At 41.0% G+C, this 20,472-nt stretch carries 25 protein-coding genes; 23 read left to right on the forward strand and 2 right to left on the reverse strand.

Annotated features, from left to right (window positions below; genetic code table 11):
* Positions 1-30: 30 nt before the first annotated feature.
* The 23 genes from FTT88_RS02540 to pyrF all read left to right on the forward strand — a co-directional run bounded on the left by FTT88_RS02540 (position 31) and on the right by pyrF (position 17,906).
* Positions 31-672 (forward strand): MotA/TolQ/ExbB proton channel family protein, encoded by a 642-nt coding sequence (locus FTT88_RS02540; protein WP_180003080.1) that lies wholly within the window; start codon positions 31-33, stop codon positions 670-672.
* 13 nt (positions 673-685) lie between these two features.
* A complete protein-coding gene (locus FTT88_RS02545; RefSeq protein WP_078193671.1) occupies positions 686-1,108 on the forward strand; it encodes a biopolymer transporter ExbD in 423 nt (140 codons plus the stop codon).
* Positions 1,108-2,835, forward strand: a complete 1,728-nt coding sequence (msbA, locus tag FTT88_RS02550; protein WP_180003078.1) for a lipid A export permease/ATP-binding protein MsbA — start codon at positions 1,108-1,110, stop codon at positions 2,833-2,835. The genes FTT88_RS02545 and msbA overlap by 1 nt, the downstream gene beginning before the upstream one ends.
* A gap of 3 nt (positions 2,836-2,838) precedes the next feature.
* Positions 2,839-3,852 (forward strand): tetraacyldisaccharide 4'-kinase, encoded by a 1,014-nt coding sequence (lpxK, locus tag FTT88_RS02555; protein ID WP_180003076.1) that lies wholly within the window; start codon positions 2,839-2,841, stop codon positions 3,850-3,852.
* A gap of 3 nt (positions 3,853-3,855) precedes the next feature.
* Entirely contained in the window at positions 3,856-4,617 is a 762-nt protein-coding gene (gene kdsB / locus FTT88_RS02560; protein ID WP_180003074.1) for a 3-deoxy-manno-octulosonate cytidylyltransferase, read from the forward strand.
* Between the two features lie 13 nt (positions 4,618-4,630).
* Positions 4,631-5,614, forward strand: a complete 984-nt coding sequence (locus FTT88_RS02565; protein WP_180003072.1) for a DNA polymerase III subunit delta' — start codon at positions 4,631-4,633, stop codon at positions 5,612-5,614.
* 15 nt (positions 5,615-5,629) lie between these two features.
* Positions 5,630-5,971: a PilZ domain-containing protein gene (locus FTT88_RS02570; RefSeq protein WP_111885061.1), complete on the forward strand. Its 342-nt coding sequence runs from the start codon at positions 5,630-5,632 to the stop codon at positions 5,969-5,971.
* Positions 5,972-6,002: 31 nt separating this feature from the next.
* Positions 6,003-6,776, forward strand: a complete 774-nt coding sequence (locus FTT88_RS02575) for a TatD family hydrolase (RefSeq protein ID WP_180003070.1) — start codon at positions 6,003-6,005, stop codon at positions 6,774-6,776.
* Positions 6,777-6,818: 42 nt separating this feature from the next.
* Complete coding sequence (locus FTT88_RS02580; protein WP_168378896.1) at positions 6,819-7,433, forward strand: TetR/AcrR family transcriptional regulator; 615 nt, start codon at positions 6,819-6,821, stop codon at positions 7,431-7,433.
* Positions 7,434-7,442: 9 nt separating this feature from the next.
* Complete coding sequence (locus FTT88_RS02585; RefSeq protein ID WP_180003068.1) at positions 7,443-8,000, forward strand: type II secretion system protein; 558 nt, start codon at positions 7,443-7,445, stop codon at positions 7,998-8,000.
* Positions 7,990-8,382, forward strand: coding sequence for a type II secretion system minor pseudopilin GspI (gene gspI, locus FTT88_RS02590; protein WP_078188947.1), 393 nt, complete (start codon positions 7,990-7,992; stop codon positions 8,380-8,382). The genes FTT88_RS02585 and gspI overlap by 11 nt, the downstream gene beginning before the upstream one ends.
* Before the next feature lie 46 nt (positions 8,383-8,428).
* The gene (gene gspJ / locus FTT88_RS02595) at positions 8,429-9,058 is read left to right on the forward strand and encodes a type II secretion system minor pseudopilin GspJ (RefSeq protein ID WP_180003180.1); all 630 of its coding nucleotides are present in this window, start codon (positions 8,429-8,431) and stop codon (positions 9,056-9,058) included.
* A 39-nt stretch (positions 9,059-9,097) separates the two neighbouring features.
* Complete coding sequence (gene gspK / locus FTT88_RS02600) at positions 9,098-10,045, forward strand: type II secretion system minor pseudopilin GspK (protein WP_078193662.1); 948 nt, start codon at positions 9,098-9,100, stop codon at positions 10,043-10,045.
* 130 nt (positions 10,046-10,175) lie between these two features.
* The gene (locus FTT88_RS02605; RefSeq protein ID WP_168378899.1) at positions 10,176-10,772 is read left to right on the forward strand and encodes a 6-carboxytetrahydropterin synthase; all 597 of its coding nucleotides are present in this window, start codon (positions 10,176-10,178) and stop codon (positions 10,770-10,772) included.
* A gap of 36 nt (positions 10,773-10,808) precedes the next feature.
* The gene (gene ung / locus FTT88_RS02610; RefSeq protein WP_168378900.1) at positions 10,809-11,522 is read left to right on the forward strand and encodes a uracil-DNA glycosylase; all 714 of its coding nucleotides are present in this window, start codon (positions 10,809-10,811) and stop codon (positions 11,520-11,522) included.
* Positions 11,519-12,640, forward strand: coding sequence for an enoyl-CoA hydratase/isomerase family protein (locus FTT88_RS02615; protein WP_180003065.1), 1,122 nt, complete (start codon positions 11,519-11,521; stop codon positions 12,638-12,640). The genes ung and FTT88_RS02615 overlap by 4 nt, the downstream gene beginning before the upstream one ends.
* Positions 12,641-12,647: 7 nt before the next feature.
* Complete coding sequence (tadA, locus tag FTT88_RS02620; RefSeq protein WP_078188939.1) at positions 12,648-13,199, forward strand: tRNA adenosine(34) deaminase TadA; 552 nt, start codon at positions 12,648-12,650, stop codon at positions 13,197-13,199.
* Between the two features lie 26 nt (positions 13,200-13,225).
* A complete protein-coding gene (locus FTT88_RS02625) occupies positions 13,226-13,657 on the forward strand; it encodes an SRPBCC family protein (RefSeq protein ID WP_078188937.1) in 432 nt (143 codons plus the stop codon).
* Between the two features lie 17 nt (positions 13,658-13,674).
* On the forward strand, positions 13,675-14,358 hold the full coding sequence (gene cmk, locus FTT88_RS02630; protein ID WP_168378902.1) for a (d)CMP kinase: 684 nt from the start codon (positions 13,675-13,677) through the stop codon (positions 14,356-14,358).
* A gap of 107 nt (positions 14,359-14,465) precedes the next feature.
* Positions 14,466-16,145: a 30S ribosomal protein S1 gene (rpsA, locus tag FTT88_RS02635; RefSeq protein ID WP_078188933.1), complete on the forward strand. Its 1,680-nt coding sequence runs from the start codon at positions 14,466-14,468 to the stop codon at positions 16,143-16,145.
* A 162-nt stretch (positions 16,146-16,307) separates the two neighbouring features.
* Positions 16,308-16,610 carry an integration host factor subunit beta gene (locus FTT88_RS02640; RefSeq protein ID WP_067767464.1) on the forward strand — a complete coding sequence of 101 codons (303 nt, stop codon included), beginning with the start codon at positions 16,308-16,310 and terminating at the stop codon, positions 16,608-16,610.
* 24 nt (positions 16,611-16,634) lie between these two features.
* Positions 16,635-17,000 (forward strand): lipopolysaccharide assembly protein LapA domain-containing protein, encoded by a 366-nt coding sequence (locus tag FTT88_RS02645; protein WP_078188931.1) that lies wholly within the window; start codon positions 16,635-16,637, stop codon positions 16,998-17,000.
* A gap of 225 nt (positions 17,001-17,225) precedes the next feature.
* Positions 17,226-17,906: an orotidine-5'-phosphate decarboxylase gene (gene pyrF / locus FTT88_RS02650; RefSeq protein WP_180003063.1), complete on the forward strand. Its 681-nt coding sequence runs from the start codon at positions 17,226-17,228 to the stop codon at positions 17,904-17,906.
* A 77-nt stretch (positions 17,907-17,983) separates the two neighbouring features.
* Here pyrF and FTT88_RS02655 read toward each other — a convergent pair whose 3' ends face one another.
* Together FTT88_RS02655 and FTT88_RS02660 are read right to left on the reverse strand one after the other, a co-directional pair.
* The gene (locus tag FTT88_RS02655; protein WP_180003061.1) at positions 17,984-18,892 is read right to left on the reverse strand and encodes a lysine exporter LysO family protein; all 909 of its coding nucleotides are present in this window, start codon (positions 18,890-18,892) and stop codon (positions 17,984-17,986) included.
* 49 nt (positions 18,893-18,941) lie between these two features.
* The gene (locus tag FTT88_RS02660) at positions 18,942-20,471 is read right to left on the reverse strand and encodes an NAD(P)/FAD-dependent oxidoreductase (protein WP_180003178.1); all 1,530 of its coding nucleotides are present in this window, start codon (positions 20,469-20,471) and stop codon (positions 18,942-18,944) included.
* Between the last annotated feature and the right edge of the window lies 1 nt (position 20,472).

Genomic DNA, 20,472 nt, shown 5'->3' on the forward strand with positions numbered 1-20,472 from the left:
TTTTAAATTCGATTTATTGGGGAAAATCAAATGTGGGAATTAGTCAAAGCGGGCGGGTGGTTAATGATCCCGCTCGTCATTTGTTCGATCTTTACGGTAGCCATTACCATTGAGCGCTTTATTCGTTTAAAGAAATCAATGGTGTTACCAAAAGACTTGATGATGAATGTAAACACATCGGTGAAAGATGTGGTGCAGCAGCTAAAGCAAAGTTCAACTTTACAACAAAGTACATTGGGTCGTGTCTTGGATGCTGGTTACACCAGTAAAGATCAAAACGAGCAATATGCACGTGCGCAAATGGAAGTCACAGCGTCACAAGAAATTGGTTATTTAGAAAAAAATATCAACTTTTTGGGCACTTTAAGCGCTGTTGCACCTTTACTAGGTTTGTTGGGTACGGTGATCGGTATTATTGAAGCATTCTTAATGATTGATATAGGCACCAATAGTGATCCAGTGTTGATGATGCCGGGTATTTCTAAAGCCTTGATTACCACTGCTGCCGGTATGTTAATTGCTGTACCTGCATTATTTGCACATCGCTATTTCCAACGTTTGGTTCAGGAATATGTGGCTGAGTTAGAACAGCAGTCGACGTTATTTCATGCCGCTTTGTTTTATAAAAAAACACCTGAAGTAGAAAGTCAGGACATTCAGAAAGCCAGCTGAGTGGAGACTGCGCATGAAATTTAAACGTCGTCAGGTTGAAGATATTCATATCAACCTCACACCGATGATTGACTGTTTGATGTTCATTTTGGTGTTCTTGTTGCTCTCGACTACCTTTAACCAGATGAGTCGAATGAACCTGACTTTGCCAGATGCACAAGGTGTTCCACCTAAAAACTATGATCAAAAAATTGAAGTTGTGGTGGATTCAACAGGACATTATTCTGTCAATGGTCAGTCATTGGCGAGTAAAGAAGTCTCTGATTTGAATACTGCAATTAAACAGACAGCCAATGATCGTCGTGATTTAATGTTTGTGATTGCCGCAGATGCAAAAGCAACACATCAAGATGTGATTCGGGTGATGGATGTTGCAGGTCAACTTGGATTTGTGAATATCAACATCAGTACCAAAGTTCCAACTCGAGGTTATTAGTGAAGCACGATTTTAAGGTCTATTTACGCCTATTAAGTTATTTAAAACCTTTTTGGGGAATCGGCCTGCTGGTTTTGCTTGGTTTCGGTATTAATGCTGCGACAGAAGTTTCTGTCGCAAAATTATTGGAACGCATTATTGAAGCCATTCAAAACAAAGATCAAAGCTTTACAACCTTATTTCCACTCTTGGTGGTTTTATTGATGTTCTTCCGTGGACTCGGTTTGTTCATGGGGGGATATTTTACCGCAGTGATTTCTCGAAACTTAATCTTTAATATTCGTCAGCAAGTGTTCGCAAAACTCATGCGTTTGCCTTCGCAATATTATTTAGATAATTCGAGCGGTCATATCACTGCAAAAATTATGTATAACGTTGAACAGTTGACGGCAGCATCATCTGAGTCACTGAAAACGATTGTACAACAGGGTCTGATTACCATCGCATTATTGGGTTATTTGCTCTATACCAACTGGCGTTTAACTCTATGTATTTTGATTTTTGGCCCAATTATTGGTCTGATTATCCGTAAAGCATCCAAGCGCATGCGTAAATTATCCATGCAAGTGCAAAGTACCATGGGTGACGTTAACCATGTGGTGCAAGAGACAGTGCAAGGCAACCTAGTGGTTAAGGGCTTTGCAGGGCAAGATTATGAACAAAAACGTTTTTATGAAAGCTCAATGGAGAACTTACGCCGCGGCTTAAAAATGGTTGTGGTGCAACAACTCAATAGCCCAATTGTTCAGCTGATTATGTCGATCGCGCTCAGTATCGTGATGTATATCGCGCTACGCCCTGAGATTTTACAAGATACATCAGCAGGTGAGTTTGTTGCCTATATCACTGCCGCAGGTATGTTGAGTAAGCCGATTAAAACCTTAACGGATGTCAATGAAAAACTGCAACGAGGCATGGCGGCAGCTTATTCAGTTTTTGAATTGCTCGATATGCCAGAAGAGGTGAATAACGGCACGCTGAAGCCTGCTTTGAAAGGTGATGTCGAATTTAAAAATGTTAATTTGATCTATGCCGATGGTCACCATGCGATTCATGACTTCAATTTAAAAGTGAATGCAGGGCAAACTGTTGCATTGGTTGGGCGTTCAGGTGCAGGTAAAACCTCACTGGTCAATCTGTTGGTGCGTTACCAAGAGGTATCCTCAGGCCAATTGTTGCTTGATCAGCATGATATTCACGACATAGAACTCAATAGCTTGCGTACTCAGATTTCGATGGTGAATCAGCAAGTGGTTTTGTTTAACCGTACTGTGCGTGAAAATATTGCTTATGGTCAACTCGAGCATGCAACAGATGAACAAGTCATTGCTGCTGCTAAAGCTGCATTTGCACATGATTTTATTATGGATTTACCGCAAGGTTATGACACTCCATTGGGTGCGCAAGGTTTAAACCTGTCTGGTGGTCAACGTCAACGTATTGCGATTGCGCGTGCGATTTTGAAAAATGCACCGATTTTAATTTTAGATGAAGCGACCAGTGCGCTAGATAACGAGTCTGAATTTTTCATTCAGCAAGCATTTGACGCTGCGATGCAAGATCGTACCACGATCGTGATTGCGCATCGTTTATCGACCATTGAAAATGCAGACTGTATTGTGGTGATGGATAAAGGGCGTATCATTGAACAAGGTTCGCATACGGAATTGATGGCACAACGTGGTGCATATTACCAACTTCATCAGCGTAATTTTGAGGAAAATTAAGTCATGTATTTTGCACAATTGATTCAGGATGCTTGGAATGAACAGGCAAAGTGGCTCATTGTGTTTAGACCTTTGTCATGGCTTTATCGTGGTGGATTTTTACTTAATAAAAAACTCTATCAATCAGGTATTAAGCAAAGCTATAAAGCGCCTATTCCAGTCATGGTCATTGGAAACATCACAGTAGGTGGAAGTGGTAAAACCCCATTGCTCATTCATTTGGTCAGTTATTTGAATAGCTTAAAGCTGCGTGTTGGTGTGATCAGTCGTGGCTATGGTGGTCAAGGACCATTTCCGGCCTATGTGGATTTAGACTCGACGGCTGAAATCGTGGGTGATGAACCGAGCTTAATTGTTCAGTCTACAGGTGTGCCAATGGCGGTCGGTCCAAATCGCCAGCAAAGTATTGAGCTGCTACTATCCAAGCATGAATTGGATTTGATTATCTGCGATGATGGTTTACAGCATTGGGCGCTTCAACGTCAGTTGGAGTGGATCGTACTGGATAATAATCGTGGTTTAGGCAATGAAAAATTATTACCCGAAGGTTATTTGCGTGAACCGAAAAAGCGCCTTGATACTGGGACGGTCATTGAACATTCAGCAGATCCAAGTTCCCCACTGAATATGCACCTAGAAGCGGCGCAGCCTTATTTGCTCAATAAAGATCTTGTGACGACATTTGATGCAAACAAAGATTTCTATGCTGTGGTGGGTATCGGATTTCCGCAACGATTTTATAAAACCTTAGAAAATATAGGGATTCATCAATTTCAATGTCATGAATTCCCAGATCATTATGAATATGAGCTGAGTGATTTGCAGTTTGAAGATGCCAATCCCATCATTACCACTGAAAAAGATGCAGTTAAAATTTTAGCGATCCTCAAAAATAATCCAGATTTTAAAAGAGAAATATGGGTTGTTCCTGTAGATGCAGTGTTATCACCTGCGTGTTATGAAACTTTGCATGCGCAGTTGAAACAACTGGGTCTGAAACTTCCCGAAGGCATTTAATTTATGAAACATATTGTTATTCCTGCACGTTTTTTAAGTTCACGTTTACCAGGTAAGCCATTGCTTGAAATTCATGGCCGTCCGATGATTTTACGTGTGGTCGATCAAGCCAAAAAAGTTGCAGGATTCGATGATCTTTGTGTTGCTACAGATGATGAACGTATTGCCGCAGTGTGTCGTGCGGAAGGGGTTGATGTGGTATTGACCTCTACAGAGCATCCATCTGGGACAGATCGTTTAAGTGAAGTTGCGTGTATCAAAGGTTGGGCAAGTGATGACATTATTGTCAATGTGCAGGGCGATGAACCTTTGCTTCCCGCTCAATTGGTAAAACAAGTTGCACAATTACTCGTTGATCAGCCGACATGTTCAATGTCGACACTCTGTGAGCCGATTCATAGTCTGGATGAGTTTCAACGTGACAGTATCGTCAAAGTGGTGATGTCAAAGCACAATCAAGCGCTGTATTTCAGTCGTGCGACTATTCCTTATGACCGTGATGGTGCAAAGCAAGTAGAACAAACCTTGCATGATCAAGCTTATCGTCATTTAGGACTTTATGCATACCGCGTAAAACTCCTTCAAGAATATGTCACTTGGGATATGGGTGTGCTAGAAAAATTAGAAAGCCTTGAACAATTACGCGTTTTGGAAAATGGTCACCGTATTGCCATTGCTGTGGCAGAAGCGAACCTTCCACCGGGTGTAGACACTCAAGCTGACCTTGATCGTTTGAACCAAATGGATGTTTCAAGCTTCGAATAAGGTTAAACGATTTATGCAAAATGACATTGTGGCGCAAGTGTACCCTTGGCAGCAAAATACATGGAATACATTAACCAGCCGTTTTCCACAACTGGGACATGGCGTGCTTTTGTATGGCAAAAAAGGCTGTGGTAAAGAGGCATTTGCAAAACAATTTCTTGCATGGGTGCTGTGTCAAAAACGTGATGAGCGGACTGAGCCATGTGGTGAGTGTGGGAGTTGCCAGTGGTTAAAGTCAGATACACATCCAAATTTTGTCCACATTAGTACAGATGAAGACAATAAAAAGCAAAATGCCAAAATTAAAATCGAAAAAATTCGTGATTTATTGCCCTTTGTACAGCAAACCGTAGATGGTTGGCGAGTTGTGTTGATTGAGCCCGCTGAAGCATTAAACATTGCGTCATCGAATGCGTTGCTGAAAACACTGGAAGAGCCTGGCGAACGCATTGTGATTATGTTGTTGGCAGAGCATTATTTGAAATTGCCGGCAACCATTCGTAGTCGAATGCAGCACTATGCATTGGATCGTATTGAACCCGAACAATCACAGCAATATTTACAGCAGCATTTGCCTGATAGTGGTGAAACCCAGCGCAAAGTTCTCATGAACTTAGCCAGTCAAATGCCATTACAAGCGATTTCATTGGCAAGTAGTGAATGGCTAAATATGCGCCAAGAGTTTCTACAAGATTGGCAAAAACTTGTGACACAAAAAAACATGCCGATGGCAATTGCGAGCAAGTGGAATAAAGCACTGAGTTTTAGTGATTTTAGTCAAATGTTTGAATACTTGTTGTCCGATATAATTTGTGTCAAGCTAAATCAATCCATAAAAAATATAGATTTGGATTTTGGGGTGTTGGCAGAGCAATATTCGCTCGAAACACTCTTTGGGATTTATACAGAATTACAGCAGTCTAAGCGGTTCATCGAGCAGAACGTACAGGGGAATCTGGTCGTAGATGAGCTTTGCATCAAACTGATGAATGTTTAATTAAGGGGAAACATCATGCAACCACGTATGGGCGGGATCGTTCACGCTAATATTCCAGATGTGGAAACACTTTTTGCGAGCTACATGCCTTATGTCGTTGGTGGCGGTTTATTTGTACCATCAAAGCAAGCTGTGAAAATGGGTGATGAGGTTTTCTTATTGGCGACTTTGCCTGAACAAAGTATAAAAATTCCTTTGACAGGAAAAGTAATTTGGATTTCGCAAAAGCAAAATGGTATTAAACCACAAGGCTTTGGGATTCAATTAAGCGGCGAAAAAGGCGTTTATTTTAAAACAGAAGCAGAACGTTTACTTGCAGGGCTTAAATCTGAGGGGCGTAGAAGTTACACTATGTAGTTACAACTGTGAAGACTTGTAGGTACATATTGTGTTTGTAGATACCCATTGCCATTTAACCATGCTCGACCTAAGCCCTTATGAGGGTAATTTAGATCTTGCATTGGATCAGGCTCGTCAAGCCGGGGTCTCAAAATTTATGAGTATCTCGGTTGATCTAGATGACCATATCGAACTTTCAAAAATTGCTGCACGTCATGCCGATGTAGGTTATTCCGTTGGGGTACACCCATGTGAAGATCCTGCAACGATGGCTCGGGCAACAGAAGAATATCTCATTGAATTAGCACAAGCTGAAAAGGTTTGGGCGATTGGTGAAACAGGGCTGGACTATTTTCATAGTACAGACTTTATTGCAGAGCAAAAAGAATGCTTTGCCCGTCATATTCACGCATCGCAAGCCGTAAAAAAACCGGTGGTTGTACATACCCGTTCTGCAAAGCATGATACGGTGGATATTATTCGTGCAGAGAAATCTACTCACGGTATTTTGCATTGTTTTACTGAAGATTGGGAAACGGCAAAAGCTGTCTTAGATTGTGGATATTACGTGTCATTTTCAGGCATTGTTTCTTTTAAAAATGCACAAGATTTGCGTGATGTGGCCAAGCAAGTACCATTGGATCGAGTGCTGATTGAAACTGATAGTCCATACCTTGCACCGATGCCCTATAGAGGAAAGTCTAATGAACCAAAATACGTTCCTTATGTAGCCAAAGCCTTAAGTGATGTATATGATAAGTCAATTGAAGAGATGGCTTTCATTACAATGCAAAACTTTGAAAATCTCCTCGATCTTAAGTAAATAATTTGAATTGATATAAGAGTAAGAGAGTATAGGGTGAAGATGGATCGTCAAGCTCAGTTTAGAGCAAGAGAAGCATTAATTTTCCAAGTGGCAGAGCAACTGCTATTGGAAAATGGCGAAGCAGGGATGACACTAGATGCGCTAGCGGCAGAACTCGACTTGGCAAAAGGGACGTTATATAAACACTTCCAAAGTAAAGATGAACTATATATGTTGCTCATTATTCGTAATGAACGCATGTTATTGGAAATGATTAAAGACACCGACAAAGCTTTTCCTGAACACCTTGCTTTCTTTATGTTGCATCACTTACATCACCCAGAACGTACAGTGTTGTTTCACCAAATTGAAGAGCGTTTATCGACAACGGGTGTGGGTATTCAGCACTTGTTTAGTGAACTATATCAAGTGCGCAAACAGCGTCTAAGATTGATTATCCGTATGACTGAGCGTTATTTGGAGTCGATTCAAAGTAGCATGCCAGTACGTGATTATCTTGCTTCAATTTGGTCACTTACACATGGCGCCGCAGCAATTTTGAACTCTAGTTTTTATCAGCGTTATTTGGGTTCAAGAGACACCTTGCGGGTTGCTTATATTGATCAAGCCTTGGCCTTACCAAAACAAGTGCATGCGGTTGCTCAATTCGCTTAAAGGCTGTTTATGAAAATAGCATCACCATCATCGGTTCGTGGCTTCACCCTCGTTGAATTGATGGTGGTGATTGTGATTATGGGCATCATGGCCTCATTGGTGCTTTTGAATATCGGTGGGACAGATCAACGCAAAGCCATGCAAGCACGCGAAGTGTTTGTAATGGATCTGAAACGAATATTACGTGATGCAAATGATCAAGCTTTAATATTGGCCTTACAGCAAAAAGCTGGAACGGATGTCAACACGCAAAGCTATGCGGTACAAGAATATTTACCAGAACAAAAACGTGTAGAAAATAGTATTTTAAATCAGAACAATAAATGGCAAAACTATAAAGATTTTGAAACCCGAGTATTACCTGAAAATGTCTCTTTTACGATTCAGCCTTTAGATCAGCAGTATGAAAATGCTAATAATGATGATTTGTTAAATACCAATGCACCCAAGTTGATATGGTTGGGTAACGGCGAGGTAAAGCCTGTGCGTATACAGTTTTATTTTGAAGAACGTGCCATTGGTAATGAAATCGAAATTGATCATTTAGGGAAAGTTAATGCGGGCTAAAGGGTTTACGCTACTTGAAGTCATGGTGGCATTGGCGATTTTTGCGACGGCGGCAATGGCTTTGTCTAATGTTGCGATGCAATATACACAGTCGACAGCACACGCAATTTTAAGAAATAAAGCACAATTCGTTGCGCTGAATGAAATCGCTAAGATGGAAATCAATCGTGAATGGATGACAGGTACTGCATCAAAACAAGTCACTGAACAAGGCGAACAATGGCAAATTGACAAAAAAGCCCAAGCCACCATTAGTCCAAATGTACAACGGATTGATATCCAAGTGAGTTTGATGAATGCTGAAACAGGCGATGTGGAAGCAGGGATTAGCAGTTTGGTGTTCTTTAACTATAAGGCTCCATTGGATGAAAATAATAACTAGAAAAAAACGTACATCTCAAGATATGCCTGTGCTTGTGCAGCAAGGAATGAAGAATCAAGCAGGATTTACCTTAGTTGAGCTTTTGGTTGCGATTGCCATTTTTGCAGTGCTGTCTGCTTTGGGCTGGAAGGTCTTTGATTATGTCTCGAAAGTGAAGGAACGAAACGCAACCCATGAGGCAAGGCTGAGTCAGTTGCAAGATGCCCATCAGCAAATTCTCAGAGACACAGTACAAGCTGTGCCTTTAACTGCCAATATTAATGGAGACATTCAACCAGCGCTGGTGTTGCAAAATGGCCGATTTAATTTCAGTAAGACTGGTGTCACTGACCCATTAAATCAGGGTATTGCACCTGACGAGCGAGTGGAATATCAATACAAAGCTGATGAAAAAAAATTGTATCGGCTAAAATTTAAAAATCTCAACCAAACGGGGCATGATCAGCCAGATTCGAGTGTTTTACTGGATAATATTGAACAATATAAAATCACGGTACTCAATCCAAATGAGTTGGACAGTTGGCCAGATTCAGCTGCAGATATGAATAATGAAAAAACCATACAACTGTTACCACGCGGCATTAGGATGCAACTCACAGTCGATGGGACAGACTATGAATGGCTATTCAGTTTGTTAAATACTGATTTTTTATTGGATAAAAATAAGAATGGTTAACGGTCAGGTTGTGGGGTCATTTGAAGTTCGGAGTTGCTTATGAAACAGCAACGCGGCATTGCTTTATTAACCATCCTGATGATGGTGGCTTTGGCAACCATTGTTGCAGCAGGCATCGCAAAACAACAAGCCAATACTTCTGAAAATACCGCCTACGTGATGCGCCAAAATCAATCGATGTTATATGCGAAAAGTGCCGAAGCATTTTTTGCCGAACTTCTGGTAAATGATGCTGAAAATGCAGGGCAGGTGGATCATTTACAAGAAAATTGGGCTCAGCCCATGCCTGCTTTTCCAGTGGAAGGTGGAACTGTTGCAGGTGTGCTCCAAGATGAATCTGGCAAATTTAACCTCAATAGTTTGGTTTCAGAGGAGGGTGTGGTAAATGACAAAGCAAAGTTATGGTTTGAAAAAATATTGCAGCGTGTTGGTTTACCCGCAGAATTAAGTCAAGCTGTGATCGATTGGCAAGATGAAGATGATGAGACCTCTGGCCCGATGGGAGCTGAACTGGCGTACTATCGTGGTTTAAATAATGCGGCACTACCGCCAAATGCAAAATTTCATAGTGTGGAAGAGTTGAAATCAGTCCGTGGTTTTGAAGGTGCTCAATATAAACTGATTGCACCCTATGTGAGTAGCTTGCCCTCGCATGAAACAACGGTAAACATTAATACCGCTCCTGCATTTTTGTTGGCAACCATGGATGATCGTTTAGATGTCAATGCAGTCGAACAAGCTTTGCAACAAAAAGCTGCCAAATTTGAACATTTTGAAAATATCAATGATTTATGGGCAATGGAGCCATTTGCACAGGTGAGCACAGAAAATCGAGAAGTTTTAAACTCACAATTGGGTGTGCAGTCGAACTATTTTAAAGCGCAAATTGAAATTATTTTAAATGAAAGAAAGCGTCAATTTACCAGTGAGTTAGTGCGAAAAGATAAAGATGTATATGTGGCTTTTCGCAGTATGGCACCATTTTAGGTCTTAAATATCGCTAAATTTTCATGATGCCTTTTCCCAATTGTGCTGAACAGCAAAATTAATGCCTCTTGTTAGACTTTTGCATTATAATCTCTGAGAACCCATAGATTATTTGATTGCATTACGACACATGTTAATTCGTAAGTTATTTAAGTTTGAAAACGCGCATATCGTGCGTAATTGCACGTCAGACCGTTGCAAACGTTCCATTCATGGACACAGTTATAAAGTCGAACTATTACTTAAAGCGTCGAAACTTGACCATGGACAAATGGTTTACGATTTCGGTTTGCTCAAAGGGGTAATTAAAGACTTATTTGACAGTTTTGATCACGCGATTTGTTTTTGGCAACACGATGATGCTGAGTACATTCGTGCCTGCAAACAGTTCAGTGCACGTTGGGTCGAACTACCCGTATCGCCCTCAGCGGAACAATTTTCACGGATCTTCTTTTACTTGGCACAACAAGTTCTAAAATCAACAGAAACTCAAAATGGTGAGGGTGATGTTGAAGTGTATTCTGTGATCGTACATGAGACGGACACAGGCTATGCGCAAAGCTTTTTAGAAGATATCGACAACGCACAAATGGGGCTGTTGCAGTTAGATCAAATCGTCTTTTCCGAACAGGTTCAGTCGGAATGGAACGATTCCCAGATGTATGAAAAATTAAAACAGGGTCAAAAATTTTTAAACCCTGCAGTTGATTTACAAGTTAAAATTTAAGTAAGTATTTGGTTTTATTAGGATTGGTTAACAGTGATGTCTTTAACAGAAGAGCAACAAGCAAAACTCGCTAAAGTGCAGCTTGATGCTAGCTGGAAATATGGCCTAAGTGAGTTTTTGCTTAGCCCCCGCATGGATGAGTTAAAAGACTTTCTGCTACAACAAATGAAACAGGATAAAGTGATTTATCCACCGAATCCGCTGATTTTTAATGCCTTAAACACGACGCCTATGGCGAATGTAAAGGTGGTGATTTTAGGCCAAGACCCGTATCATGGGCCAAATCAGGCACATGGCTTGAGTTTTTCGGTACAAAAGGGGGTTGCATTACCACCTTCTTTACGTAATATTTTCCATGAGTTAAATACCGACCTTGGGGTGCCTGTGTCAAAACATGGGGACTTAACACGCTGGGCAGAACAAGGTGTTTTGCTTTTAAATGCGGTACTGACTGTTGAGGCTGGGCAACCAACTTCACATCAAAAACGTGGCTGGGAGGATTTTACAGACCATGTGATTGATGTTTTAAATGAGCAACGTGAGCATATTGTCTTTATTTTATGGGGGGCATATGCACAGCGTAAGGGACAACGCATTGACCAAAATAAGCACTTGGTGCTAAAAGCCGCGCATCCATCTCCTTTGGCTGCAAACCGCGGTGGTTTTTTTGGTTGTAAGGTGTTCTCAAAAAGTAATAATTATCTTAAACAAAATGGCATTGAGCCAATAGACTGGCAGCTGGACGCATGACTTATTCTCCCGTTTCAAAAAATTATCACCCAGATCTGATTGTGGAAGAAGCGAAAAAGGGCTGGCGCATTGTTCGCCTGAATCGCCCAAAATCGCTTCATGCATTAGATGAATCTATCTGTACAGCATTGCTTGAAGTCTTTCAGGACTTTCAACATGATGATGCTGTTAAAGCGATTTGGTTGGATTCCACTACGCCAAAAGCATTTTGTGCAGGTGGCGATGTACGCAAATTGCGACAATTGGTGGTCAATGATGAAGTTGAAACGGCGAATAAATTCTTTGAACAAGAATATGCCCTAGATTTGCTGCTGCATAACTATGCAAAGCCGATTTTGGTTTGGGGCGAAGGTTATGTCATGGGTGGTGGTTTAGGTCTATTTATGGCCGCACCTTTCCGTTTGGTGACACCTTATTCGCGTTTAGCAATGCCTGAAATTAATATCGGTTTGTATCCAGATGTAGGTGCGACGCGTTTCCTAGCTGACCGTGGTGCTATTGGTTTGTTTACGGGATTAACAGGCTCGATTATGACCGCAGCAGGTGCTTATGGTATCGGCTGGGCAACCCACATTTGCGATGCACAGCGTGATAACGTACTTGAAACTGTCATCAATATTGATTGGGATCATTATCCAGCGGGCGATTTCCGTGCCATTGATGACACTTTAAATAGTATGCATCGTCCTGTGGGGCCGGGCCCATTACAAAATTCATTAGATGTGATTCAGAGTGTGTGCCGTGGGCACAATTTTGAACATGACTATGAATCAATTATTGGTTTAAGCGATGCACGCAGTGATTGGCTACGCCAAGCCAGTGAAAATCTGCAAAAAGGTTCACCTGCAACCGCAGCATTAACATGGTTATTGTGGCAGTGGGGGAAAAAAGTGCATTCTTGGAATGAAGTGTTTGAACTAGAAACTCAAATTTCAGAGTGGAAAATTCGTCATGCGGACTTTGTGGAAGGTGTGCGCGCCCGCCTAGTCGATAAAGACCTGTCTCCAGAATGGAAAAAAGGTACAGATCTTTCCCTCAAAGGAATTCTGGCTGATGAGCCTCCTGTAACCAATATTGACAGTTGGAATGCGCTGTTAAGACAGTATGGTGTAATTTAATTAATTGATGTCTGAACCAAACTTATATAGTGATGAACACTGGATGCAGCTGGCTTTCGAGCAGGCTGCACAAGCTGCAGAATTGCAAGAAATTCCTGTAGGCGCAGTCATTGTGAGTCAAAATCAAGTCATAGGTGCAGGGTTTAATGCGCCGATTTCTCTGAAAGATCCCACCGCACATGCGGAAGTACAAGCTTTGCGTCAAGCTTGTTTAAATATCGATAATTACCGTTTACCCGATGATGCAACCTTATATGTAACATTGGAGCCATGCACAATGTGTGTGGGTGCTTTGGTACATTCGAGAATTAAACGTGTGGTATTTGCGACGACTGAGCCTAAAGCAGGTTCTTTGGTCAGTTCGCGTCAATTATTAAATTCAGGCTACTATAACCATATCTTTGAGTTTGAGCATGGTTGCCTACAAGAGCAATGCTCCCAACAATTAAGTGATTTTTTTAAAATGCGTCGTGAACAAAAACGACTGATGAAGTTACAGGAAAAAGCCACTTTGACTGAACTTAATTTAAAAAATCAAGTAAACTCTACTGACAATTAATATTGTCAAATAAAATAGGGTACACCATGAAATCCATTCAAGTAAAAAAAGAATTTAATGCACCGGTCGAGCAAGTTTTTGACTTACTTTCAAAACATTCGACCTATAACGTGGCTTTTGCACCGATTCAAGTGGTGCGCGTCAAAGATTCTGCAGATCCTGAACGTCCTGATGGTGTGGGTTCTGTACGTCGTATGGGCTTTGGGCCAGTGAAGCCGTTACAAGAGCAAATTACCTTGCTTGAGCCAAACCAACGCATTGAATATAAGATTATTAAAAACCCACTGGTGAAACATCATTTGGGTGTGATTCAATTCGAAGCGATCGATGCTGCGCGTACTTTAGTCACTTATACGATTGAATTACAGGCGCGTGCGCCATTCGTTAGTCAATTAATCCTTGCGCAACTGAAGTCAGCGATTAAAATTGGTTTTTCAAAACTTGCAAAAACCGTATAAACAAAAGTGGAAGAGCAATGACAGTTCAAATCATTACAATTGATGGCCCAAGTGGCTCAGGTAAAGGAACATTGGCAGCAAAAATTGCGGCACATTATCAGTTCCACTTACTCGACTCAGGTGCGTTATATCGTCTGTTGGGATTGTCATTGCATAAGCAAGACTTAATTGATGCATTAGACTCAAAGCTCGATGAATGCGTAAAAATTGCAACAAATTTAGACATACAATTTGTGACAAATGAAGCAGGTGTTTCGGTGCTTTTAGATGGTGAAGATGTCTCAAAAGTTATCCGTACTGAGAGAGTCGGAGAGTTTGCCTCAAAAGTTGCTGCAATTCCTGCACTTAGAACTGCGCTTTTAGAACGTCAGCATGCCTTTGCCCAAGCACCTGGTTTGGTTGCAGATGGCCGTGACATGGCAACTACGATTTTTCCCAATGCTCAAGCCAAGATTTATTTAACGGCTTCTGCTCAGTCCCGTGCAGAGCGCCGTGTAAATCAGTTGCAGGCTATGGGCGTGGATGTTAAAATAAACGACATTTTAGCTAATATCGAAGCGCGTGATAAGCGAGATATGGAACGCACAGTCGCTCCACTCAAGCCTGCGCCAGATGCTTATTTTATTGATAGTTCAACTTTGAGTATTGATGAAGTATTCACGCTGATGACGAATTACATCGATCAGCAATTAGCAAACTAAAGAATTTTCAGCAGAAGCATAGCTTGATCAGTCTTATACGGACTATGTAGACGCTTAATTAAACCGGCCTTGTCTGATCCAAGACCGCTGACTTTACTAGGTATATCATGACCGAATCTTTTGCAGCCCTCTTTGAAGAAAGCGAATTAAACCTCAACGTTGAAAAGGGTGCTGTCATCCAAGGCGTTGTAGTAAATATCGACTCTGACTGGGTAACAGTTGACACTGGCCTTAAATCAGAAGGTATTGTTGACCGCGCTGAATTCTTAAATGAACAACGTGAACTTGAAGTTCAAGTTGGCGACACTGTTGACGTAGTTGTTGAAGCTCTTGACAACGGTATGGGTCAAACAGTTTTATCACGTGAAAAAGCTAAACGTGCTGAAACTTGGACTAAACTTGAAAAAATCTTTGAAGACGGCGAAATCGTTACTGGTGTTATCTCTGGTAAGGTTAAAGGCGGTTTCACTGTTGACATCGGTCCAGTTCGTGCGTTCCTTCCAGGTTCTTTAGTTGATACTCGTCCTATTCGTGATACTACTCACTTAGAAGGTAAAGAGTTAGAATTTAAAGTAATCAAACTTGATGCTAAACGTAACAATGTTGTTGTATCTCGTCGTGCTGTTATGGAAGCTGAATCTTCAGCTGACCGTGAAGCTCTTCTTGCTCAGCTTGAAGAAGGTCAAACAGTTACTGGTACTATCAAAAATCTTACTGACTACGGCGCGTTCGTTGACCTTGGTGGTATTGATGGTCTTCTTCACATCACTGACATGGCTTGGAAACGTATCAAGCATCCTTCAGAAGTTGTTGAAGTTGGTCAAGAAGTTACTGTTAAAGTACTTAAATTCGACCGCGAACGTAACCGCGTATCTTTAGGCCTTAAACAATTAGGCGAAGATCCATGGTTAGCGATCATGAACCGTTACCCTAAAGGTTCTATCGTTAAAGCTCGTGTAACTAACTTAACTGACTACGGTTGCTTCGCTGAAATTGCTGAAGGCGTTGAAGGCTTAGTACACGTTTCAGAAATGGACCATACTAACAAAAACATCCACCCATCTAAAGTTGTTCAGATCGGTGACGAAGTTGACGTTATGGTTCTTGAAGTAGATGAAGAGCGTCGTCGTATTTCTCTTGGTATCAAACAAACTCGTGCTAACCCATGGGAAGAGTTTGCTAAAGAACACGACAAAGGTGAAAAAGTTTCAGGTACTATCAAGTCAATCACTGACTTCGGTATCTTCATCGGTTTACCAGGCGGTATCGATGGTCTAGTTCACTTGTCTGACATTTCTTGGAACGAACAAGGCGAAGAAGCTATCCGTCGTTACAAGAAAGGTGACACAGTTGAAGCGGTTATCCTTTCAGTAGACGCTGAAGGCAACCGTATCAGCCTTGGCATCAAACAAATGAACAGCGATCCGTTCAACGATTTCTTAGCTGCTAACGAACGCGGTGCGCTTGTTAAAGGTACTGTAACTGCAGTTGACGCTAAAGGCGCTACTGTTAAGTTAGCTGACGAAGTTGAAGCGACTCTTAAAGCATCTGAAATCAACCGCGACCGCGTTGAAGATGCAACTAAGTTCCTTGAAGTTGGTCAAGAAGTTGAAGCTAAAATCATCAACGTAGACCGCAAATCACGTTCTATCAACTTGTCTATCAAAGCGAAAGACGAAGCTGAAGAAAAAGAAGCAGTAGCTAACTTGAACAAGACAGCTACAGCAACTTCAGACAATGGTCCTAAGACTATTGGTGATTTGATCAAAGCTCAAATGAACCACTAAGTAAGTGTTTGAATTGTATTGTTAATGTAAATTAATTAATATATTTTACACAATTACTGTAACGGTAGCGTAGTAAGTGATTATTACGCTACCGTTTTGTATTTAAACAGGTTATTATCAGGAAACTGATCCTAGGTAGCTTGATAATTAAAGAGGTCGCAGATGACTACTGAAGCACTTAATAAGTCTGACTTAATAGAGCGTATTTCTCTTAAAAACCCACACTTAGCTGAACCCTTAGTGGAAGAGGCCGTTAAGATAATGATCGATCAAATGATCGAAGCTTTGTCTACAGACAACCGAATTGAAATCCGTGGTTTTGGTAGTTTTGCATTACATCACCGTGAACCACGTGTGGGTCGTAACCCAAAAACAGGTAAATCAGTTGAAGTTGCAGCAAAAGCTGTACCGCACTTTAAACCTGGTAAAGCTTTACGTGATGCGGTAAACGAATCTGCAAACTAATTCAAAACATTGTTAGGGGTGTTTATGCGTTACGTATTGGTCGTAATTCTACTGGTCCTATTTGGATACTCATTGGCTTTGGTTCTGCAAAACGGAACTGAACTTTCAGTCGATTTGTTGTTTACACAAGTACCTGCAATGCGTTTAGGGCTTTTATTGCTATTAACCTTGTCATTAGGTTTGGTGTTAGGTCTTTTATTGGCAGTGCAAGTATTTCGAGTATTTCAAAATAACTGGGAAATTAAACGTCTACGTAAAGATATTGACCGCCTACGTAAAGAGCAAATTCAAACTGCTCAACTGGCTGCTGCTGAAGCGGCTGCACATACGCGTCATGAAAAGACAGTTTTAGATATTGATGCGAATGAGCGTCCTTCTAACCCGTTATAATTGGGTTTTAGAAGTAAATTAACTACTTTTATGAGTAGATTTAAATTTTATATTTAACACTCCGGTGGATCATCGGGGTGTTTTTTATGGGCTGAAAAAATAAAACGCTTATCTCAAATAAAATAATGAGATAGCTCAATTCAAATAACATGAGTTTTATGACTTTCTGATCAAGTTGAATCCATCTATAATGCACTAATTTTGTCAAAATGAAGGGTAAGTCTCTTGAGTATCATCGTTGCACTAGATGCTAAAAGCCAATATGACGCACTTACAATTGCAGAGCAGTTAGATCCTGCATTATGTCGAGTTAAGGTTGGTAAAGAGTTATTTACCCATGAGGGTCCAAGTGTCGTTAAGGCATTGCATGATAAAGGTTTTGAAGTATTTCTAGATCTAAAATTCCACGATATTCCAAACACTACAGCGCAAGCAGTTTGTGCAGCTGCGGATATGGGTGTGTGGATGGTCAATGTCCATGCATCAGGTGGCCGTAAAATGATGGAAACCTGTGTAGAGCGCCTAAAGGCGGGCAATTACAATACTCAGCTAATTGCTGTTACGGTTTTGACATCAATGGGTCGTGAAGATCTTGCGGAATTAGGCTTAGATGTGGAACCTTTTGAACATGTGAAGCGTCTTGCGACTTTAACGAAAGAAAGTGGTTTAGATGGTGTAGTGTGTTCGGCACAAGAAGCGAAAATGTTACGTGAAACTTTGGGTGCTGACTTTGCATTGGTAACACCGGGTATCCGTCCTAAGGGTTCTGCAGCGGATGATCAAAAACGAATTGTGACACCTAAACAAGCCATGCTTGATGGTTCTACACATTTGGTGATTGGCCGTCCAATTACTAAATCGGATAATATGCGTCAGACTTTAAAAGATATTTTGGCGACACTTTAATATTTACCCTCTCTCTAACTCTCTCCCAAAGGGAGAGAGAAAGTCCTCTCCCTTTGGGAGAGGATTTAGGTGAGGGGTTAGATAGCCGCCAATATACTCACTAATATTGGTGCAAGTACAGAAAGGATAAAGCCGCTGACCATGGCATGTGGAATAAAATCATTACCACAGGCTTGTTTGACCATAGGTAGGGTGACATCCATAGCTGTTGCACCCGCAGATGAAATTGCAGATCGTGGGTAACGCCAGCCAATAATATACATAAATACAATCGCAAAAATTTCTCTGAATAAATCATTCATCAGCGCGATACTGCCTAGATGCGCATTTTTTAATTCAGTCACGACGATGCCTGTCATCGAATAGAAACCATAGCCTTGTGACAACATAATCAAATCTTTCAAACTGATTTGTGGCAATAAATAGGCTGCAGCAAAAGCGCCCAAAAGTGAACCGACAATACAGCCGAGTGGAACAAGTAGAATTTTCCAATTTAACCAAGAATGATCGAGTGGTGAGTAGGCGAGATCTAGACCAATCAGAAACATAAAGACTAAGAGTAGATCCCAAGTACTAATATGTGGCTGAAGACCAAAATGTGCTGCCATTTCGGCAAATACATAACCTAAACCTAATGCAATAAAAGCATAGCTAATATTGATGAGTGAGCTTGTTACTAACTGCATGGACACTCTGCCATGACTGGGTTTATAGCCTAAAAGCTTAAATAAAATATAGCAGCAAATAAAAGCACCCACTGAGGTAAATAGTGCAATAAGTACTGATGAAGAAAGGATTTGCAGAGGTGCTGGAATAGTGTGTAATGTTTCGGAAAATTCGATTGCAATCGCAAATAACAAAATATAAGTAAAGTACGGCAGTAGTTTAAAGGCGATTTTTTCAAGCCAAGTGGGTAGGTGACGTGCAAGAATAAAACCAAGCCCTAAACAGGCCAAGAGCTGGAAAATCAACCAGAAAGATTGCATACAAAAATAGGCAGATAATGAATACCTGCCTATTATGACCTGTTATTGCTTAAGCTGCATGACTAGATTTTGTTTTACTGAGGAGTCGAAAATCGGCTGGATTTATTTTTCGAGTAGCCAGCCAATATTTCCATGTATAAGTTGGCCACAGTGCAAAATTTTTACCGCCATTTTGTTGATACCAGCTCACGCAGCCTGATTGCCATACCGTGCCATCAAGCATGTCTTGTACATGAGTGTTAAATTGATCTTGCACCTGATCTTTAACAGCGATGGCTTGAACATTAGATTTTGAAACCAATTGCATCATTTGTAAGATGTAATCGACTTGTGCCTCAATCATAAATACCACTGAATTATGGGCAAGTACGGTATTGGGGCCTAATAATTGGAACAGATTTGGAAAGCCTTTGGTGCAAATGCCATAAAAGCTTTCTGCGCCAGCCTGCCACACTTGTTTGAGTTCTTGAGCATTTTCACCAATACATTCAAATGATTTTAAATAAATTCTTGGATCGGTAATAAAGCCAGTCCCATAGATTAAGCAGTCAATTTCACGGGATTTTCCATCTTTGGTAATAATGGCATTTTCAGTGATTTCTTGTATTGCATCACTGACCAATTCCACATTAGGTCGATTAAAGGTTGGAAAGTATTTATTAGAAATTAAAATGCGTTTACAACCCATGATGTAGTTTGGCGTTAGTTTCTTGGCAAGTTCAGCATCTTTCACTTGATACTTAATATACAGTTCTGCCAGTTTTTGCGCATACTTCATGGTGGTCGGCTTAACAATTGGCACGACACGTGATTCGTTGGTCCAATACAGGCGAGCGCGGTGAATTTTTCGAAACCAATCATATTTTTTAAATAATGATTTTTCTAAACCATGATAACTACGTTCATCTCGTGGAATGACCCAAGCTGCGGTACGTTGAAAAACATAAAGTTGCTGTGTTTGTGGTGCAATTTCTGGAATGTATTGGATGGCACTGCCGCCTGTACCAATCGATGCGACTTTTTTACCTTCTAATGGATATTGATGATCCCATTGCGAAGAATGAAACACTTTACCCTTAAATTTTTCAATGCCCGGAATGTGTGGAATTTGCGGGACATGTAGCGGGCCAGATGCAAAAATCACGTATTGAGCGGTAATTTTAACACCATCTTTGAGTTCTAAATGCCAGTCGCAGGTTGATTCATTGTATCGACTTGAAAGCACTTCACTATTAAAGCGACAGAATTGTTTTAAATTATATTCACGGGTGACGTGTTGGATATAATCAAATATTTCAGGTGCTTCGGCATAACGTTTTGACCAATCTGTTTTGGGTGCAAAAGAAAGCGAATACATATGTGATTGCACATCGCAGGCAGCGCCAGGGTAGCGGTTCTCACGCCAAGTTCCACCAAAATCATTGGCTTTTTCGAGAATCAGGAAATCTTGATTGCCTTGTTGGAAAAGCCGTATTGCCATAGCAATACCACCAAAACCACCGCCGATGATGGCGATTTGCGTATGAATTTCCGAATTGGCTTTTGGGGTTTGCACTGTTTTTGTTTGCGCTTCCTGCATC

Source organism: Acinetobacter sp. YH01024, assembly GCF_013420195.1.
Classification (GTDB): domain Bacteria; phylum Pseudomonadota; class Gammaproteobacteria; order Pseudomonadales; family Moraxellaceae; genus Acinetobacter; species Acinetobacter amyesii.

Bases quoted from the DNA above. Each gene is read 5' to 3' on its own strand.
- kdsB (WP_180003074.1), top strand. From the start codon at position 3,856: ATGAAACATATTGTTATTCCTGCACGTTTTTTAAGTTCACGTTTACCA.
- FTT88_RS02645 (WP_078188931.1), top strand. From the start codon at position 16,635: ATGCGTTACGTATTGGTCGTAATTCTACTGGTCCTATTTGGATACTCA.
- FTT88_RS02605 (WP_168378899.1), top strand. From the start codon at position 10,176: ATGTTAATTCGTAAGTTATTTAAGTTTGAAAACGCGCATATCGTGCGT.
- gspI (WP_078188947.1), top strand. From the start codon at position 7,990: ATGCGGGCTAAAGGGTTTACGCTACTTGAAGTCATGGTGGCATTGGCG.
- ung (WP_168378900.1), top strand. From the start codon at position 10,809: ATGTCTTTAACAGAAGAGCAACAAGCAAAACTCGCTAAAGTGCAGCTT.
- FTT88_RS02565 (WP_180003072.1), top strand. From the start codon at position 4,631: ATGCAAAATGACATTGTGGCGCAAGTGTACCCTTGGCAGCAAAATACA.
- tadA (WP_078188939.1), top strand. From the start codon at position 12,648: ATGTCTGAACCAAACTTATATAGTGATGAACACTGGATGCAGCTGGCT.
- FTT88_RS02655 (WP_180003061.1), bottom strand. From the start codon at position 18,892: ATGCAATCTTTCTGGTTGATTTTCCAGCTCTTGGCCTGTTTAGGGCTT.
- FTT88_RS02540 (WP_180003080.1), top strand. From the start codon at position 31: ATGTGGGAATTAGTCAAAGCGGGCGGGTGGTTAATGATCCCGCTCGTC.
- FTT88_RS02660 (WP_180003178.1), bottom strand. From the start codon at position 20,471: ATGCAGGAAGCGCAAACAAAAACAGTGCAAACCCCAAAAGCCAATTCG.
- FTT88_RS02640 (WP_067767464.1), top strand. From the start codon at position 16,308: ATGACTACTGAAGCACTTAATAAGTCTGACTTAATAGAGCGTATTTCT.
- rpsA (WP_078188933.1), top strand. From the start codon at position 14,466: ATGACCGAATCTTTTGCAGCCCTCTTTGAAGAAAGCGAATTAAACCTC.
- FTT88_RS02625 (WP_078188937.1), top strand. From the start codon at position 13,226: ATGAAATCCATTCAAGTAAAAAAAGAATTTAATGCACCGGTCGAGCAA.
- FTT88_RS02570 (WP_111885061.1), top strand. From the start codon at position 5,630: ATGCAACCACGTATGGGCGGGATCGTTCACGCTAATATTCCAGATGTG.
- gspK (WP_078193662.1), top strand. From the start codon at position 9,098: ATGAAACAGCAACGCGGCATTGCTTTATTAACCATCCTGATGATGGTG.
- gspJ (WP_180003180.1), top strand. From the start codon at position 8,429: ATGAAGAATCAAGCAGGATTTACCTTAGTTGAGCTTTTGGTTGCGATT.
- lpxK (WP_180003076.1), top strand. From the start codon at position 2,839: ATGTATTTTGCACAATTGATTCAGGATGCTTGGAATGAACAGGCAAAG.
- FTT88_RS02545 (WP_078193671.1), top strand. From the start codon at position 686: ATGAAATTTAAACGTCGTCAGGTTGAAGATATTCATATCAACCTCACA.
- cmk (WP_168378902.1), top strand. From the start codon at position 13,675: ATGACAGTTCAAATCATTACAATTGATGGCCCAAGTGGCTCAGGTAAA.
- FTT88_RS02585 (WP_180003068.1), top strand. From the start codon at position 7,443: ATGAAAATAGCATCACCATCATCGGTTCGTGGCTTCACCCTCGTTGAA.
- FTT88_RS02615 (WP_180003065.1), top strand. From the start codon at position 11,519: ATGACTTATTCTCCCGTTTCAAAAAATTATCACCCAGATCTGATTGTG.
- FTT88_RS02580 (WP_168378896.1), top strand. From the start codon at position 6,819: ATGGATCGTCAAGCTCAGTTTAGAGCAAGAGAAGCATTAATTTTCCAA.